Annotated in this window: 12 protein-coding genes; 11 read left to right on the top strand and 1 reads right to left on the bottom strand. The window is 43.2% G+C overall.

The features are described from left to right. Positions 1–289: 289 nt before the first annotated feature. Together AC0VX1_RS23025 and AC0VX1_RS23020 are read left to right on the top strand one after the other, a co-directional pair. Positions 290–1,702 (top strand): glycoside hydrolase family 18 protein, encoded by a 1,413-nt coding sequence (locus AC0VX1_RS23025; RefSeq protein WP_475469215.1) that lies wholly within the window; start codon positions 290–292, stop codon positions 1,700–1,702. A gap of 303 nt (positions 1,703–2,005) precedes the next feature. Next, positions 2,006–2,791: a PhzF family phenazine biosynthesis protein gene (locus AC0VX1_RS23020; RefSeq protein WP_475469213.1), complete on the top strand. Its 786-nt coding sequence runs from the start codon at positions 2,006–2,008 to the stop codon at positions 2,789–2,791. 225 nt (positions 2,792–3,016) lie between these two features. Here the strand turns inward: AC0VX1_RS23020 and AC0VX1_RS23015 are convergent, their stop codons facing one another. Further along, positions 3,017–3,601, bottom strand: a complete 585-nt coding sequence (locus tag AC0VX1_RS23015) for a LysE family transporter (protein ID WP_063574929.1) — start codon at positions 3,599–3,601, stop codon at positions 3,017–3,019. 103 nt (positions 3,602–3,704) lie between these two features. On the opposite strand from AC0VX1_RS23015, the gene AC0VX1_RS23010 reads away from it, so the two are divergent. From AC0VX1_RS23010 to AC0VX1_RS22970, 9 genes are all read left to right on the top strand, one after another. Further along, on the top strand, positions 3,705–4,259 hold the full coding sequence (locus tag AC0VX1_RS23010) for a helix-turn-helix domain-containing protein (RefSeq protein WP_098936291.1): 555 nt from the start codon (positions 3,705–3,707) through the stop codon (positions 4,257–4,259). 182 nt (positions 4,260–4,441) lie between these two features. After that, positions 4,442–4,915 carry a MarR family winged helix-turn-helix transcriptional regulator gene (locus AC0VX1_RS23005; RefSeq protein WP_413022086.1) on the top strand — a complete coding sequence of 158 codons (474 nt, stop codon included), beginning with the start codon at positions 4,442–4,444 and terminating at the stop codon, positions 4,913–4,915. A 71-nt stretch (positions 4,916–4,986) separates the two neighbouring features. Beyond that, a complete protein-coding gene (locus AC0VX1_RS23000) occupies positions 4,987–5,838 on the top strand; it encodes a pirin family protein (protein ID WP_475469210.1) in 852 nt (283 codons plus the stop codon). A 1,364-nt stretch (positions 5,839–7,202) separates the two neighbouring features. Continuing rightward, positions 7,203–10,013, top strand: a complete 2,811-nt coding sequence (locus tag AC0VX1_RS22995; protein WP_413022088.1) for a bifunctional metallophosphatase/5'-nucleotidase — start codon at positions 7,203–7,205, stop codon at positions 10,011–10,013. A 54-nt stretch (positions 10,014–10,067) separates the two neighbouring features. Then, positions 10,068–14,399 (top strand): endonuclease, encoded by a 4,332-nt coding sequence (locus tag AC0VX1_RS22990; protein WP_475469207.1) that lies wholly within the window; start codon positions 10,068–10,070, stop codon positions 14,397–14,399. A gap of 725 nt (positions 14,400–15,124) precedes the next feature. Then, positions 15,125–15,787, top strand: coding sequence for an L-serine ammonia-lyase, iron-sulfur-dependent subunit beta (gene sdaAB, locus AC0VX1_RS22985; protein WP_034310833.1), 663 nt, complete (start codon positions 15,125–15,127; stop codon positions 15,785–15,787). 40 nt (positions 15,788–15,827) lie between these two features. Further along, on the top strand, positions 15,828–16,703 hold the full coding sequence (gene sdaAA, locus AC0VX1_RS22980) for an L-serine ammonia-lyase, iron-sulfur-dependent, subunit alpha (protein ID WP_096340651.1): 876 nt from the start codon (positions 15,828–15,830) through the stop codon (positions 16,701–16,703). Between the two features lie 280 nt (positions 16,704–16,983). Continuing rightward, the gene (locus AC0VX1_RS22975; protein WP_214792514.1) at positions 16,984–17,142 is read left to right on the top strand and encodes a YuzK family famiily protein; all 159 of its coding nucleotides are present in this window, start codon (positions 16,984–16,986) and stop codon (positions 17,140–17,142) included. Between the two features lie 162 nt (positions 17,143–17,304). Continuing rightward, on the top strand, positions 17,305–17,841 hold the full coding sequence (locus AC0VX1_RS22970; protein WP_475471865.1) for a DinB family protein: 537 nt from the start codon (positions 17,305–17,307) through the stop codon (positions 17,839–17,841). Positions 17,842–18,005 lie beyond the last annotated feature (164 nt).

The raw sequence follows: 18,005 nt of genomic DNA, 5'->3' as shown, positions 1-18,005 counted from the left end.
ATTCTTTCATGCTCATAAGCTTTGATCTTAAATGAATCCTTTCCTTCTGAATAATAGTTCTCGTCTGGATTACTTCGGCTACAAAATCCCCTCTAAAAATCGTATTATCATGCCTGCAGTCTCATTTAGAATACATGGACAAGCCCTCCATACATTCCCTGGAATCGATAGCTGCCATTATTATTTTTTTCCCTATATCCTTTACAGGCTTATGAACACAAAAAACATATTAGGGCTATCCAGGGAATAAAATGAAAGGGATATTTTAAAGGAAAGCGGGGCTGTGCATGTGAAAATCCATGTGGTGAATAGGGGGGATTCTTTGTGGGGAATTTCCCAGCAGTATGGTGTCAGTATCAACCGGATTGTTCGGATCAATGGCCTTGAAAATCCAGATAAGCTGGTGATTGGCCTAGCTCTTTTGATTCCTGAACCTTATCTTCAGTACAGGGTTCAGCAAGGGGATACTCTAAATAATATCGCAAATCAGTTTGGAATTACGGTACAGGAAATCATGCAATCGAATCGCATCACAAATCCTTCCGCTATCTATCCAGGGCAGAGACTAACCATCCCGGTTATTTATCATACCGTAAGGGAACGAGATACCCTTTATGATATAGCGAGACGTTATGGAACGACAGTTCAAGCCATTATGCAGATGAACAGGATTGCAGATCCGGCCAATATCCATATCGGACGGATAATAAGGATTCCCCAGAAACCAAAACCCATCATTGAAGTAAATGGTTTTACAAACGTTTATGGGCAAGCCGGTGCGGAGCAGGTACGTGAAGTAGCCTACGATTTGACCTACGTAAGTCCATTTGGTTATAGAATGAGGCAAGATGGCAGCTTAGAAGTCATAGATGACATCCCGACGATCCGGGCGGCACAGTCGACTGGCGTCATACCCATGATGTGCATAACGAATTTTTCTGCGACGGAAGCGGGAACTCAGCTTGCCCATACGATACTTTCCGATTTAAGTTTAGTGGAAACATTATTAACCAACGTCATAAAAACGATGAAAGATAAAGGATACCGTGGATTGAATATCGATTTTGAAAGTGTAAGACCAGAGGACCGTGATTTCTATAATCGCTTTCTCCAAAGAGCAGTGGAACGATTGCATCCTGAGGGTTACTTTGTGTCATCCTCCCTTGCCCCAAAAACCAGCGCCAATCAAAAGGGGCCATTAGTTGAGGCACATGATTATCCAGTTCACGGACGGCTGCTCGACTTCGTGGTGCTGATGACATATGAATGGGGTTACCGAAAGGGGCCGCCGCAGGCAATCTCTCCCATTAATGAAATAAAGCGTGTCCTTGACTATGCCGTAACGGTGATACCAACAAATAAAATCTTCATAGGGTTTCAAATTTATGCACGGGATTGGCTTATTCCTCATGAAGAGGGACAGGAAGCAGAGACTTTCCATATGCAGGAAGCCATCAGACGCGCCGTCCAATATAATGCAGAAATAAAATATGACGAGACAGCCCAATCCCCTTATTATAGGTACAAAGATGATCAGGGACGCACACATGAAGTTTGGTTTGAGGACGCACGCAGTGCCAAAGCCAAATTTGATCTGGTGAAGATTTACAGGTCAAGGGGTCTCAGTTATTGGGTACTTGGTTATCCGTTCCCCCAGAATTGGGAACTGCTTGGGGATACATTCATTGTACGGAAACTGTAGGGTGTTTTGTTACGGCAAGGTAGATCATATAATTGATATAGTGATGGGCAGCTTTTTTTATAAAGCTGTCTATTTTAGTGATTTCGAAATGCACTACAAGAATTACCGGTTTTTTATGACAACGTTTAAAATCGTCTGGAACCTGAGTAGATAAAGGGACTTAATCGAGGACGCCATATGGTGGTCCTTTTCATTTTAATGAGAACTCTTTAAAAAACCAAGGGAATGGTCATTCAAAAAAGGAAAAGGGCTCCTCATTGTGGAATTAGGAGACTAGAATATCACTTACCGGAGGCTCATTTTATGGAACTAACCATCATAAATACGTTTACAGATCAACCTTTTAATGGAAACCCTGCTGCAGTCTGCCTTCTTACCGGGGAAAGTGACAGCGAGTGGATGCAGAGAATAGCTAAAGAGATTAATATGCCTGTTACCGCTTTTATTCAACCTCATAATGGTGAATGGAAGCTGCGATGGTTCACACCTTCCATTGAAATCCCGATTTGTGGACATGGGACGCTGGCAAGCTCTTTCTTTTTATGGGATAAAGGATACGTGCCAAGGAATCAGCCGATTGCCTATCAGACGAAAAGCGGGCTTCTTATTGCAAAATTCGTTGAAGGAATGGTTCAGCTGGAATTTCCGTCATTAAGGGAGAAGGAGACCGCTGCCCCTGATTTACTGATAAAGGCTTTAGGTGTTGTGCCTGCGTATGTTGGGCAAAACAAATGGGATCTTCTAGTCGAAGTTCAATCAGAGGAAATCGTAAGGAATTTAAAGCCGGATATAGACTCCATTGCCCAATTGCCGGTTCGGGGCGTCATCGTGACGAGTCAATCCGATAACAGTGAATATGATTTCGTTTCACGTTTCTTTTCCCCTGCGCAAGGCCTTGACGAAGATCAAGTAACGGGCTCGGCCCATTGCTGTCTGGGACCCTATTGGAAAAGCAAGCTGGACAAAAGTATTTTTATAGCTTATCAGGCATCGGAAAGAGGCGGACTGTTGAAAGTTGAAGTAACGGAAAACACAGTTAAACTTTCCGGCGATGCCGTCACAATATTTGAAGGGAACTTAACCATTTAATGCAGGGGGAAGATTTGAGTGGGTTCCATCTGAATTTTTAAAAAAGTTGATTGGAGCTGGTTTTCGAGACTCCTGCGGGAAAGGCGCTTCCAAGGGGGGGCCCACAGGCACAAAGGCGCCGGGGGCGGACCGCCCGCGGAAAGCGGGTGCCTGGAGGGAAATGAACGTTCGAAATTTACAAATCAGCAATCCTTCTTAATGAAGGTTTGTGCCCTTTACCTTTTTTTAGTGTGTAAGAATCGAAATGGCACTATACACTAATAACAAAGCCATGATTACATTAAACTGACTTCTATACTTTGATAAAAACGTTTGAAAAACAGAACCGAACATACTCCAGCAGAACGTACTCATAAAACCAACGAAAGCCAGAAATAATGAAAAGAATAGTAAACTGAAATTTGAAGAGTGATAAGGTAGGATGAAGGTCGATATTGCCGTGATGCCATATAAGATTCCTTTTGGATTTATGAATTGTAAAAGCATGCCTGCTATAAAACTGTTGTTCTTGTCATCATTATCGTCCTTCGCTTTATTTGAACTGGAAATGATTTTTATGGCCAGATACAGCATGTAAATTGCACCAAGGATCGTCATGATAAATTCAATCTTTGGTATGAAATTTTCAAGCAAAACATTAAAATAACTGCACAATAACATGATTACAAAAAAACCGGCACCTACTCCGAAACAAAATTTAATCGTCTTTTTTAACCCGTACTTGTTCGCAAATAACATGGCCATGATGTTATTTGGACCCGGAGTGAAACTTGTAACAAAAACAAATAGCAAAAAAGATAGTAATGGCATGGTTGACTCCCCTTTGTATGCTATAATGACCAAAAATGACACTATAACGATTTCCTTTTTATTGTACAATGCCGACGTTATATTGTAAATAAGGAGCATTTATATGGAAGAAATAAATTTTATTATTGCTAACAATTTAAAGGCCATCAGGGAAAGTAAGAAATTAAGTCTTGAAAAGGTTGCAGAATTGACTGGAGTAAGCAAAACGATGATTGGACAAATAGAAAGGGGAGGATCGAGCCCTACGATTACGACGATTTGGAAAATAGCCAATGGATTAAAGATTTCATTTTCTTCACTGATAAATAGTCCGCAGCCGGATACAAAAATTGTTTTAAAAAGTGAAATTCAATCATTATCTGAAGATAACGGCAAATATCGAGTTTATCCCCACTTTCCCTTTGAGGATGAGAAGCGCTTTGAAGTATATTCAGTCGAGATAGAAAAAGGTGGATTCCTAAGTTCCGATCCACATAGGGAAGGAACCGAAGAGTACATAACTGTTTTTGAAGGGGAAGTGACAGTACGTGTAAATAACGAAGAATATACGGTCGGGAATGGTGATTCTATCAGGTTCAAGGCTGACAGACCGCATGCCTACCATAATTCAGGGGACACAATAACTCGATTAAGCATGATCTTATATTATCCAACTTAAAAAATGGAGTAATGTAGTTCTGTTAATATATCTTAGCAAAGTGAATATCCCCTATGGATTGACTGTTGGTATGGTCTACCTGTTGGGGATACTGATTCAACAAGTCAAAGGCCCAACGATTTGACTTGTTATCAAATTACTAGTAAACTGATGGTGCATCAGAGATGGGAGGCAGGCTTTACATGGATAGACGGGGATTTTCGGATGAGAACAAATTGAGTTTGCTGATTTGGCTGCGAATGGTTCGTTTTTATCAAAGAAGCAATCAGCTTTCGAATGAACACTTACAGCATTTCGGCGTCACCGCTGCCCAATTCGATATGTTGGCACAAGTACTTATCCATCAGCCTGTTTCACAAATCGAATTAGCGGAGCACCTAACGATAAGCCGTGGAGGCGTATCACATATGCTGACAAGGCTGGAAAAAGAGAACTTGATCGTCCGTAATCAACAATGGAAGGTTAAATATATTTCATTAACGGAAAAAGGGAAAAAGTTAATGGAAAAGGTCATGCCTATTCAATCCGATTTCCAAGCTTCATTATTCGATATATTGGATGATGAAGAAAAGAAGCGCATGCATGAGATGATGATAAAGATTCATAGACATAGTTTACAGACGGAAGTGCCTAATGCCAGCCAGGAGGAATCCTGAGACTGGATCAGGCAGCCATAATGATAGCATTTTTATCAGTTTACTAGTAACCCTAAGGGAGGAATGGAGTAATGAAAAGTGAAAATCATTTTAAACGAGATATTGTCGAAGTGAAAGATGTGAAGCTTCAAAGGTATAGTCCGATTCATACGGCCGGACCAGTCATAGAACCAGGAAACTGGGAAAAGAGTGATCCGTTCCTTTTAATGATGGAGGATAAATTTCAAAAGGGATCATTCGATATCCACCCGCACAGGGGAATCGAAACCGTTACATTCGTCATTGACGGAACGATCGAGCACTATGACAGTCATACCGGGGATGGAGGGATACTTGGACCTGGTGATGTCCAATGGATGACAGCGGGAAGCGGCGTTGTGCATAATGAGGTGCCTTCCGAAGGTGTGACTGCCCATTCTCTTCAACTTTGGGTCAACCTTCCCCGGAGTGAAAAGATGACGACACCAAGATATCAAAACTTAATGGCAAAAGATATGCCGGTCAGAAAAGAAGAAGGAGCACTAGTCCGTGTCTTTTCCGGATCATCCAAGGATGTTATCTCAACAACGAAAAACCATGTTCCCGTTACGATGGTGGAGATGGTCCTGGAGCCTGGAGCATCGATCACACAGAATTTACCTGGAAGCTACAACGGAATCATTTATTTAATAGAAGGAAGCGGAATTTTCGGTAAAAACGAAGTGAGAGCTTCAAAGGGACAGGTCTTATGGCTGGGTACTTGTAAAGAAGCAGGGGAAAGTGAAGTTGATATAACGGCAACTGAACCTTTAAGACTTGTTTTATATGCAGGAGAACCTTTAATGGAGCCTGTTGTTGCCCGCGGACCGTTTGTCATGAATACTGAAGAGGAAATCGATCAGGCATACCTTGAGTATCGGCAAGGCACTTTCTTGAAGCATTAGAATAAGATTTTTGACAAGGGCATCGTAACTGATGCTCTTTTTTTGTTTTTTTGGGGGTTTGCAAAATTGCGTTGATTGGACGGTAGGGGACTCTCGTTCCGCGGACGGTCCGCCCTCGGCGCTCACCTGTGGGATCTTCCTTGGACACACGTTCCCACAGGAGTCTCGAACACCCGCTCCAATCAACTTTGTTTTAAAGTTTAGATAGAAACCCTCCTTTTGACAAAAGGGTATGTGTAATGATTTCCACCCCAGGCACTCGCTTTCCGCGGGCGGCCCGGGAGCCTCCTCGGCGCTCGCCTGCGGGGTCTCCATTGGCCACGCTTTTCCCGCAGGAGTCTCGCACCTTACGTTCCAATCAACTGGAACTTCTTTTTTTAGGAATATTTTAGGAAAACTGGCTCTTCTTTTCCAATTCGTCTACAGTCTGGCGGTTCCACCAATTTTCCGGCAAAAGGAGTTTTGAATTGTTCTCGCCGCGAACCATGATTTTAAAACAAGACTAAAATATCCATAATGTTTTTTTACTATAATCCTCATTGGATGGAAGAAATTTGCGACACTCCTGCCGAAATACTGGCTAGCCGAGACCCCGGAGACGTCTGAGTCGAGGAGGCTTGGCAGCCAGTCGGCGGAAAGGGAGCGGATTTCTGAAATCAACTGGAACGTTCTTTGAAAAAACTGTAAGCAAACTGGCTTTCTTAGAATTTGTCTACTATTAGAGGTTCGGAATAGTCTCGCCCCGAACCATGAATTTAAAAGAAGACTAGAATATCCATAATGTTTTTTTACTATAACCCACATTGATAGAAGAAATTTGCGACACTCCTGCCGAAATACTGGCTAGCCGAGACCCCGGAGACGCCTGAGTCGAGGAGGCTTGGCAGCCAGTCGGCGGAAAGGGAGCGGGTTTCTGAAATCAGCTGGAATGTTCTTTGAAAAAAACGCAGGCAAACTCGCTTTTCTTCGAATTTATGTACAGTCTGAGAGAGAGCTAAATCTCTCTCTTTTTTATTTTTGGTTAATTTAGGTATAAAGACCAAGGGTGATACCAACTGAAACTGATGCTATTTTACTAGTGAAACGTTTTTTTGATATATCATCTAGCTGTTACTAGGTATTTTAGGGTGATTATAATGAAAATATTCTGTTAATATTCGGTGTGTTATTGTAAATTTGTTTTAAAATTGGATTATTTTGTTGTAATATAGGAGATACACGAATCTTTAGAGGAAAAAAGTAGGGTGGATTTGTGTATGGGTATGTAAATTTGTCTGAATTCAGTTTTTGGAAAAGCGTATCAATTATATGGATAAGTTAGCAGAATGTTATGCCAGTATAGAACTAATGGGGGGATTACGATAATGGGGAAAAAGAAAATCGTAAAAATTGCTTCAGCTACCATAATGGCTGCGACAACGATCGTAGCAGTAGCGCCGGCACCATCGGATGCTGCCACTAGCCTGAATAGTAAAATCAAAACGGCCAAGGCCGCCATCAAAAAACCATTCGATACTTATTTCTACACTTCTAAACTCGCTTCAGTGTCCACTATTGAAAAACAAATCAAGTCTGCAAAACAAGCAAAAAAAGACATCAACTCTACCATAAAAAAATCAATGTTAAGCAAAAAAGAAAAAGATGCCAAATACAAAGAAATCGAAGCTTATGATAAGTACATCACTCGTTCGGAAGGTTATGTAAAAGGATATAAAGCGGCTGAGAAAGCAAAAGCTGCACATGGCAAATCGATTGGCAACCTTACGAATTCGATACTTGCCAAGAAATCCATTGATATAAGGAATCAATACGAGGCACTGGATAAAGCCGTGAAAAAGGCAGATAAGGATATTAAAGATACGGTTTACGGTGCGAAAATCGAAAAGCTCCTATACGATAAATTCACTAAAGCGACCAAAACAGCTTTGAACGGTGACCTGAAAGTTCCATACTACTATGAAAAAGCTGCTTACTGGGTGAAGAAAGGTGATTTGAAGACCGCGGATAAGCGCATGCAAACCGTTTCTGCGCAATTGAAGAAGGTCAGCAAAACATCCAAGCTCGGAAAAGGCATACACGCCTATGTTAAAGAAGTGAAAGGTAAGTATGATGATGCGGTATATGCAGAAAAGAAAAAAGAAGTGGCAAAGCGGGTCAATGCCTATGTAGCTCTTGCCAATGGGGAACTTAAAACGAAAGAACAGATAAACGCGGCTAAAAAAGCGAAAGCAGCGATTCATTTAAATGGAATCAAGGAGTCGGACCGAAAGGAATTCCTTTCGAAAATGGCATTGGCGGATAAGAAAGTCGCTGCCGCTGAAGAAGCTTTGAAAAATCCTGCGAAAGCGATCACGCTTTCCTTGATGCATACGAACGACACGCATGCCCACTTGGATAATGTGGCCAAAAGGGTGACGGCTGTCAAGGAAGTGCGTAAGAATAAGCCGCAAGCTCTTTTAGTTGATGCAGGTGATGTATTCTCGGGAACTCTCTATTTTAATGAATTCAAAGGGCAAGCGGATCTTCGCTTCATGAATTTAATGAAATATGACGTCATGACATTCGGGAATCATGAGTTTGATTTGGGTTCCAGCGCCGAAGGTCATCAAGCTTTGGCTGACTTCATCAAAGGGGCAAAGTTCCCGTTTGTCAGTTCCAATGTGGACTTCTCCAAAGATGATAAGTTCAAGGGACTATTCTCGGACCTGATTTCAAGTAAGCCGGAACAAGGGAAGATATACAATGGCATCATAAAACAAGTGGATGGCCAAAAGGTAGGGTTCTTCGGGCTTACAACTGAAGAGACGAAAGATATTTCAAGCCCAGGAAGTATAGAATTCGAAAACTATCTTGAAGAAGCCGAAAAGGCGGTCAAGGCGTTCAAAGGCATGGGGGTCAATAAGATCGTTGCCGTATCCCATATCGGTTACGATGACAATGCAGCCTATGACAATGATTTGACATTAGCTGCCAAGGTCAAGGGCATCGATGTGATCGTGGGCGGACATAGCCATACGCAGTTGGACGCCCCCGTTGTTGTCGACAAAGATGATAAAGGCAAAACGAAAGAGCCGACTGTCATCGTCCAAGGGTATCAATATAGCGACTATTTAGGAACGATCGATGTGGAATTCGATAAGCAAGGCAAGATTGTCGGACAAGCCGGTCAGCTGATTAAGCTTTCTGAAAAACAGGATGATGCCGAAGCGGCAAAAGTGCTCGAAACCTATTCCTCGAAGATTAAGGAACTGAAGGAAACGAAGACAGGTGCAACAGCTGTGAAGGCCTTGGAAACACCGCGTGATGCAGGGGATGCAACCAAGCCGAGCGTCCGCAAAAATGAAACGGAACTGGGTAATTTAATTACGGATGGAATGCTTAGTAAAGCGAAGGAATTCAATAAGGATACGGCAATCGCATTCCAAAATGGAGGGGGAATCCGCGCTGGCATCGATCAAGGTGAAATCACTTTAGGGGAAATCCTCACCGTTTTGCCGTTTGGGAATACGTTAGCGACGATGAAGCTTACGGGTGCAGAAATCAATGAAGCATTAGAGCATAGTGTAAGTCTCGCCCCTAAGGAAAATGGCGGCTTCCTGCATGTTTCCGGAATGAAATTCACCTACGACAGCTCGAAGGAAGCAGGCAATCGTGTGACAAAGGCGGAAGTCCTTGGACAAGATGGAACATATTCCGAATTGGATCCAGCGAAGGAATATGTCGTGGCGACCAATGCTTTTACAGCCAAGGGCGGAGATGGATTCACCGTTTTCAAGAAGGCTTATGAAGAAGGAAGAGTGACGGATATCGGACTCGCTGATTGGGAGAATTTACGTGATTATGTAAGCGGGCTGAAAACTGTCGATCCAAGCATCGAAGGACGCATCAAGGATGTGGCGGGAAGCCATGCAGACCCGACCGTGGTATTGGCTAAAGACTTTGGCGGAACGGCTGATGCGCCAAAAACACATGAAGGCAATGTAGTTGTGGATATCACGGATATTGCTTCATTGGAACATGCAGTGGTTAAAGGGAATCTTACATTAACGGGAACTCCTCCGGATGATTTTACTTTTTCAGAGGTTACAGTAGAGGGTGATTTGGATTTATCGGGACTTAACGGTAAGAACGTAAGCCTGAGCGGTGTCACGGTGAATGGCGAAACCATTCTTTAAGCGGTTTTCAAATGATTGCTGAGCCTATGGAAAAAAGTTGGAGGGGTTGAGATCTTGAAGAAGAACGGGATAAGCAAGCTTTTCTTTGCCATACTGATCGTACTGTCAACGGTTCTGCCAAATGCAGCTGCAGCAAATGCCGAAGGGACAATATCGGTCGTGGAAGCGATTAATAATAACAGCGGAACGGCGACGGTGAAGGGATATATCGTCGGTACAGCTAAAAGCGGTACAAGCTATCAACAAACATCGCCTTTTACTGAAAGTACGAACATAGGCATTGCCGATAGTCCGGATGAAACGGATGTTAAGAAAATCATGCCTGTTCAGCTTCCGGCCGGAAGTATCCGAACGGCCTTGAATTTGGTCGAACATCCGGAATTACTTAAAGCGCAGGTGACGATTACGGGGAATTTGGAAAAGTACTTTTCAGTACCCGGCCTGAAATCCGCAACGGATTTCACGATTATCACTGATGGGGGAACAACTCCTGAACAGCCTGATGTGAAGGTTCTTGATTCCATTGCCGAGGCGCGCACGAATACGGAAGATGTCGTGCAGGTCGATGGGGTGGTCACGACGGGACTTGGTTATTGGGGAGGAAAAGGTTTTTATATCCAAGATGAAACGGCAGGGCTATATGTTTATGGTTCTTCGTGGCCTGCGGAAGTAAAGCAAGGGGATAAGGTTAGATTAATCGGACAAGTATCCGCTTATAATAAGGAATTACAAATCCAACCAACTTCCCTTGAAGTCGTATCTTCTGATAATGAACTTCCTGAAATCCAAACGATTGATGCCTTAGGGGTCAATGAGGATACACAAGGTGAGCTGGTCACCATCGATAAGGCGACCATTACAGAATTGGCCCCATCGGGCACATACGGAACATTCGAATTCAAAGCGGAAGATATTGAAGGGAAATCCGTCATCGTTCGCCATGATAACCGGACCGGTTCGAGCTATGAAGATTTCGTGAAAAGCTTTAAAGCAGGGGATGTCATTTCCGTAACCGGAATCGGATCGAGGTTCAATGACACGTACCAGTTGAAGCCGCGTGGTATTGAAGATTATGAACTGGTGAACAAACCGGCCGTTTACACGGATATTTTCCCTGGTACGGTTAGTGAAAATACAAAGGTATCACTTGAATCTGGTTGGGAAGGAGCGAAAATCCATTATACGCTGGATGGATCCGCACCAACGTCTTCAAGTGCTGTGTACACAGAACCTATCATTTTAACGAAAGATACGGTCATCAAGGCAATCGCTGTCAACGACAAGACATCGGAAGTTTTCACATTTGCCTATACCGTTAACAAAACCACTGAAGTGAAGATTCGTGACATTCAGGGGATGAATCATTTTTCATCTTATGAAACTCAACTCGTCTCAGGTGTGGAAGGTGTCGTCACTTATGTAAAAGATGCGAATAACTTTTACATGCAAGATCCCAACCCGGATAAGGACTTAACGACTTCCGAGGGAATACTTGTGTATAACAAAGCGCATGGCCTAAAAGCGGGCGATCATGTCAAAGTGGCAGGTAAAGTCGCCGAATGGTATATCGAAGGGTACGCTGAAATGAAAACGACGGATCTGCCAACAACTGAATTGACCAATACGACGATTGAAAAGCTTGGCACTGCATCGATGCCAGAACCGATCGTCATCGGAAAGGATGTCATTCCGCCGTCTGAGAACATTGATGATGATAGATTGACAGATTTTAATCCAGGTGAAGACGGTATTGATTTCTACGAGAGTCTGGAAGGAATGCTTGTAGAAGTATATAACCCGAAAGTGGTTGCTCCCCAAGACTATGGTGAATTGGTCGTGATCCCAGGGAATATGGAAACGACGACTGCAGTTGGAGGCGTCAAAATAACGGAAACGGATTTCAACCCTGAAAGAATTACCCTGGATATAAATGATGAATCATTTGCAGCCAAAACGGGTGATTTCTTTGAAGGCTCGATTACGGGTGTGATCAGCTATGGATATAGCAACTATAGGGTAGTGACGGATAAAGCCCAGCTGCCTGAGTTAAAGGATGGCGGTGCGGTCAGGGAAGTGACATCTTTAGAGAAGGATGCTGATGAGCTATCGATCGCTTCCTATAATATAGAGAATTTCTCCACTCAAACCGCTAATTCCAAAGTTGAAACGATCGCAACATCCATCATTGCCAATCTGAAACAACCCGATATCATCGGCGTAACGGAAATGCAGGATAATGATGGGGCAACAGATAGCGGGACAACGGATTCTGCCCAAAGTGCCAAGAAGTTAACCGACAAAATAAAAGAGCTGGGCGGACCGCAATATCAATACATCGATATCGCTCCGGAAGATAAACTTGATGGCGGTGCACCTGGCGGGAATATCCGTGTAGGCTTTTTATATAATGTCGACCGTGTCAAATTGGCTGAAGGAACGAAAGGGACGGCAACACAGTCCGTGGCTTTCAAAGATGGAAAACTTACCTTGAACCCTGGACGAATCGAGCCTGCCGATCCCGCCTTCAAATCAAGCAGGAAGCCTTTAGCGGCTCAATTCGAATTTAAAGGCGAAAGCGTAGTGGTGGTGGCCAATCATTTCAATTCCAAGGGCGGTGACCAGCCGTTATTCGGCAAAAACCAGCCACCTGTCCTTTCAAGTGAAACGCAAAGGCTTCAAATTGCCTCGATCGTCAATCGGTTTGTCAGTGATATCAAGTCACAGGATGCCGAAGCGAATATCGTCTTGCTTGGAGACTTTAATGATTTTGAATTTTCGGCTCCGCTTAAAACATTGAAGGGCAAGGATTTAACCAATATGATCGAGAAAGTCCCTTTTGAGAAACGTTATTCTTACACATATCAAGGCAACTCACAAGTACTGGACCATATCCTGGTATCGAATAATATGGCCGCGGCCACAAAAGTCGATATTGTCCATATTAATTCATCCTTCATGGAAGTTCACGGAAGGGCTAGTGATCATGACCCTGTACTGATTTCAACCATTTTATCTGAATCAGGCGGAGTTGAAACTCCCGCTCCAGAAAAAACATATAATCTGACAAACGTTATAACAAAAAAACTTACGATTGCTTCACCTAGTGCTTTGATCGATATTGACGAAACATCCAGCATCGAAGAAGGTATCTGGTTAAAAGGTTCATATGCTGTACTCAAAGGCCTTGGGCTGAAGAATGCTGCTGTGACGATTAAACCGGATAAGGATGGTGCAATCATTGATTTTGGCGGCATGGCGGTGAAGGAAGTCATCATTGATAATGCCAATGTAAAAGAAATCAGAGGCGCTGAAAATGTTCAGAAATGGTCGGTAACAGAAGGTGTCGACACATCGAATATCAAATTTGTCGATTCCAAGGGGGAAGCAATTGCTTCCCCTTTCGACCCTAAAGAAAATCATGCGCCCGTCTTAACGAAAACACTGGAAAATCTTGAAGTGAAAGCCGGTTCAAAGGTCACCATCGATTTAAGTGAGCACTTCTCAGATCCTGATGGGGATAAGCTGACCTTTTCATCCACTATCGGTACAGTCACTGGTCAGACATTAATGCTTCCTGCAAATGAAGCTGGAACATACCTTGTCGCAGTCAAGGCCGAGGACCAGCTATCGGAAACGGTTGCCCGTTTCACGTTGACCGTATCGAATGATAAGCCGCTTGAAGCTTATTACGAAACGGCGGCAGGAAAAACGGGAACGGGTTTGAAAGCGGTTCTGCACTCGATAATTAAGGGCCATACGATGTTATCTTATGATCAAGTGTGGAATGCCCTTAAAGAAACGGATGAAGATCCGGTGAACAAACAGAATGTCATTTTGCTTTACTCTGGAAAATCGATCTCGGAGAACGCGAATGGGGGCAATGCCGGACAATGGAACCGCGAACATGTTTGGGCAAAGTCCCACGGTGATTTTGGGACAAGCAAAGGTCCCGGGACAGACCTTCATCACCTCCGTCCCGCTGATGTGACAGTCAATGGCAAACGGGGCCACCTTGATTTCGACGAGGGGGGTCAAACATATAGTGGATGTGAATGTAAGTTTGATTCAGATTCATGGGAGCCGCCAGACCATGTTAAAGGCGATATAGCACGGATGCTATTTTACATGGCCGTCCGATATGAAGGAAACGGCGAGTTGGATCTTGAATTATCAGATACAGTCAATACGTATCCGAAGCCGCTTCATGGAAAGCTATCGACACTTTTGAAATGGAATGAGCTCGATCCAGTCGACGATTTCGAGAGCCATCGCAATGATGTCATTCAGGATTGGCAAAATAACCGCAATCCATTCATCGACCATCCTGAATGGGCATCCGAAATTTGGGGTGCCGCTGAATCCAGAGATGAAAAAAAGGCAAGTTAAATCGGAGATCGAAGGGAAAAGCAGCCTGATGGCTGCTTTCAGACTGTAGACAAACTCGATGAAATCGAGTTTGTCTACTTTTTTGGCTTGTAACGTGATTTCCACCCCAGGCACTCTCTTTCCGCGGGCGGTCCGGGAAGCCTCCTGGGGGCTCCCCTGGACACGTTTTCCCGCAGGAGTCTCGTACCTTACGCTCCAATCAACTTTGTTTTACCTTTTAGAAAGAGCCCCATTTGTCTACAAACTCGATAATACTTGATTTTTCCTACAGTATTCTTGAGTGTTTATAGAATTGAAACGTTTATTTCCATTCCAGGCACTCTCTTTCCGCACAGGAGTCACGAACACCCGCTACGATCAGCTTAGTTATAAAATTAGATGCAAACCGTACTGATCGGTTGAAGGAATTGCTTTGGGTCAGCTGGTTTAGGAACATCCTTATTAAAAGTGGCCACCAGGCTGCTTTTTTTTGTTTTCTTCAAATTTAAAGGATAAAGGTTAATTATCTTAAAATACTGAAAAATCAAATATTACTTCTAAATTAAATAATAAAAAATATTGGTAGGTATGTTATGTAATATATGTTAATATGGGATATGCAATGAAAGGGTTTTCATTGCGGAAATGATAAAAATATTTTAATATAGTAATAATGCCGCTTTTTGATCTTCATTCACTTTAAAAGACGGTTAAAAAATTTATTGCCAGAAATGGGGCATTACACGATGAAATACAGATCTGCATTCGATATAATCGGTCCCGTCATGATTGGACCTTCAAGTTCACATACAGCAGGAGCTGCCAGAATTGGCAGAGTAGCAAGGACATTATTCGGAAAGCAACCGAAGAAAGCGATTATTTCTTTATATGGTTCTTTTGCAAAAACATACAGGGGACACGGTACGGATGTTGCTGTCGTCGGCGGGATCTTGGATTTCGATACGGATGATGAACGAATCCCTGCCTCTTTAACGATAGCGGAAGAAGCCGGTATGGACGTTTCCTTTACAATCGAGGATACTGTGATGGATCATCCTAATACAGTCAAAATCAGATTGTTCGACGAGGATAAGGAATTGGAACTTGTCGGGATCTCGATTGGCGGCGGAACGATAGAAATAACGGAGCTGAATACATTCAAGCTCAAATTGTCAGGGGAAAACCCAGCCATTTTAGTCGTGCATAACGATGTGTTTGGAATCATATCTTCCGTTTCGACCGTATTGGCGAATCATGAAATTAACATTGGCCATATGGAAGTCTCACGAAAAGAAAAAGGCCAAATGGCCCTCATGGTGATTGAAGTCGATCAGAAAATCCAGAGCGATGTCATGATGGAAATTGAAGGATTGGAAAACGTGTCGCAAGTCATAAGGATGGTTGAATGATCATCATTAAAAGTGCTGGCATAGATATGGAGGTAAAAACATGTTCCGAAATGTAGCAGAGTTGGTTGAACTTGCTGAAAGTAAAAATGTGAAAATCGCGGAAATCATGATTTTACAAGAAATGGAGTTCTCAGGCCTGTCGAGAGAACAGATCATCGAAAAGATGGACAGGAATTTGACAGTGATGGAACAAGCGGTGGAAAGAGGCCTGAAAGGTGTGCAATCCGTGACAGGCCTAACGGGCGGAGATGCCGTTCTTTTGCAAAATTATATCAAGTCGGGCAAGGCACTGGCAGGTAATTTATTATTGGATGCCGTCAGTAAAGCTGTTGCGACGAACGAAGTGAATGCAGCAATGGGAATGATCTGTGCCACTCCGACTGCAGGTTCTGCGGGAGTTGTGCCCGGTACATTATTTGCCGTGAAAGAAAAATTAAACCCGACCCGGGCAGAGATGATTGAATTTCTTTTCACTTCCGCTGCCTTCGGATTCGTGGTTGCAAACAATGCTTCCATTTCTGGAGCGGCTGGCGGCTGCCAAGCAGAAGTGGGCTCGGCAAGCGGAATGGCCGCAGCTGCGATAGTGGAACTGGCCGGCGGTACACCAAGCCAAGCGGCAGAAGCGATGGCGATCACTTTGAAGAATATGCTTGGATTGGTTTGTGACCCAGTGGCTGGATTGGTTGAAGTTCCTTGCGTGAAACGTAACGCAATGGGTGCATCCAACGCAATAACGGCAGCTGATATGGCGCTTGCAGGCATTACGAGCCGCATTCCATGTGACGAAGTGATCGATGCCATGTATAAAATAGGATTGACCATGCCGGTTGCACTTCGCGAAACGGCAGAGGGCGGGCTGGCTGCGACTCCTACTGGGCGTAGGTTGGCAAAGGAAATTTTCGGTTCATATAAATAAACATTCAGTCCCATTAACAAGAGGTTTGTTAATGGGACTTTTAATTTGTCTTCAACCTGATCATTTTGTGAATAAAAAAAGGAAATTAGAGGAAGACCGAGGGATTTGGCGTTTCTGTACACGGAGATAGAAACAGCCGGTAAAAAATCTGAATTATCAGTGAATATGGAGCCATAGCAACTTTGTGAGTTATCACTAACAATGATAAGATGAGTACGAAATTTACTATGGGAAGGATTGATTCTTCATTAATTTTCTCGAATTAACGTACACGTCGGCAATGGAAAAAGCGATGTTTCAGGCTCATGGAATCGGCTATGCACAATATGCTCAAAAATTGGAGCAACGCATGATGGTTGAACAAGAACGGGAACAGGATTATCTACAAAGCAGGCGTATAACAGAGGAGATGAGAGCCAATCTCTTTTTGGGGAGTTAATTTCGATCTAGGATATCGATGACATAAACGAAAAAATCTGGCAAAAGGAGCAATCGAAAAGATTGCTCTTTTTGCCCGGCCATAAAGGGTATTTTTCCATTAAAAAGAAGGAAACAACACTTTTAAATAGAATGTACGTTCATGAAGAGGAGGATGATCTTGGTGGAGAGAAGAGCATTACTGGTATCTGCATTACCGGGATATGAAGAGGAAATTGGGCGGTGGCTATGGTGTTTAGAAGATGTTCGCCGTACGCTTATAGCGGAATTGACTGGAATCAGCCAAAATTTACTCGATTCGAAAATCGATGAAAGGCAAACGATTGGCTCGCTGTTATATCACATCGCGTTGATAGAGGCAGATTGGTTATACGAGGAGGTCCTTGTTACGGAATGGGATTCGGAAATATCCGCGTTGTTTCCATTAGGGTGCCGTGCTGAAGATGGCTCCCTAAATCATATTGAAGGACAAACATTGGACGAACATTTCTACCGACTCAATAAGGTGCGTGAGGTATTTCTTTCAAACTTCCGCACGATGGACAAGACGGATTGGCGTAAACCGAGGGTACTTGATCAATATGACGTCACACCTGAATGGGTCGTTTATCATTTGATTGAACATGAATCACATCATCGAGGTCAGATTTTCCAATTGCTGAAGAAATTACGGAATAAATGTGAAATTAAAGAAGCGTGATGTTTTAATCCTGCTATCAACATGGTCTCACCCCGAACCATGATTTTAAAACAGGACTAGATTATCCTTAGTGTTTTTTACCGTTATCCACAGGAATGTTTAATAAATAAAGAACCCGAAGATAAACTTGCTTTTCTTTCAGTCTGGAGCTGCCTTTATGGCAG

The sequence above is a fragment of the Peribacillus sp. QJM3NY_7 genome (genome assembly GCF_056173225.1).
Note: the sequence above shows the minus strand (reverse complement) of the source record. Positions and strands in the feature narration are given on the sequence as shown.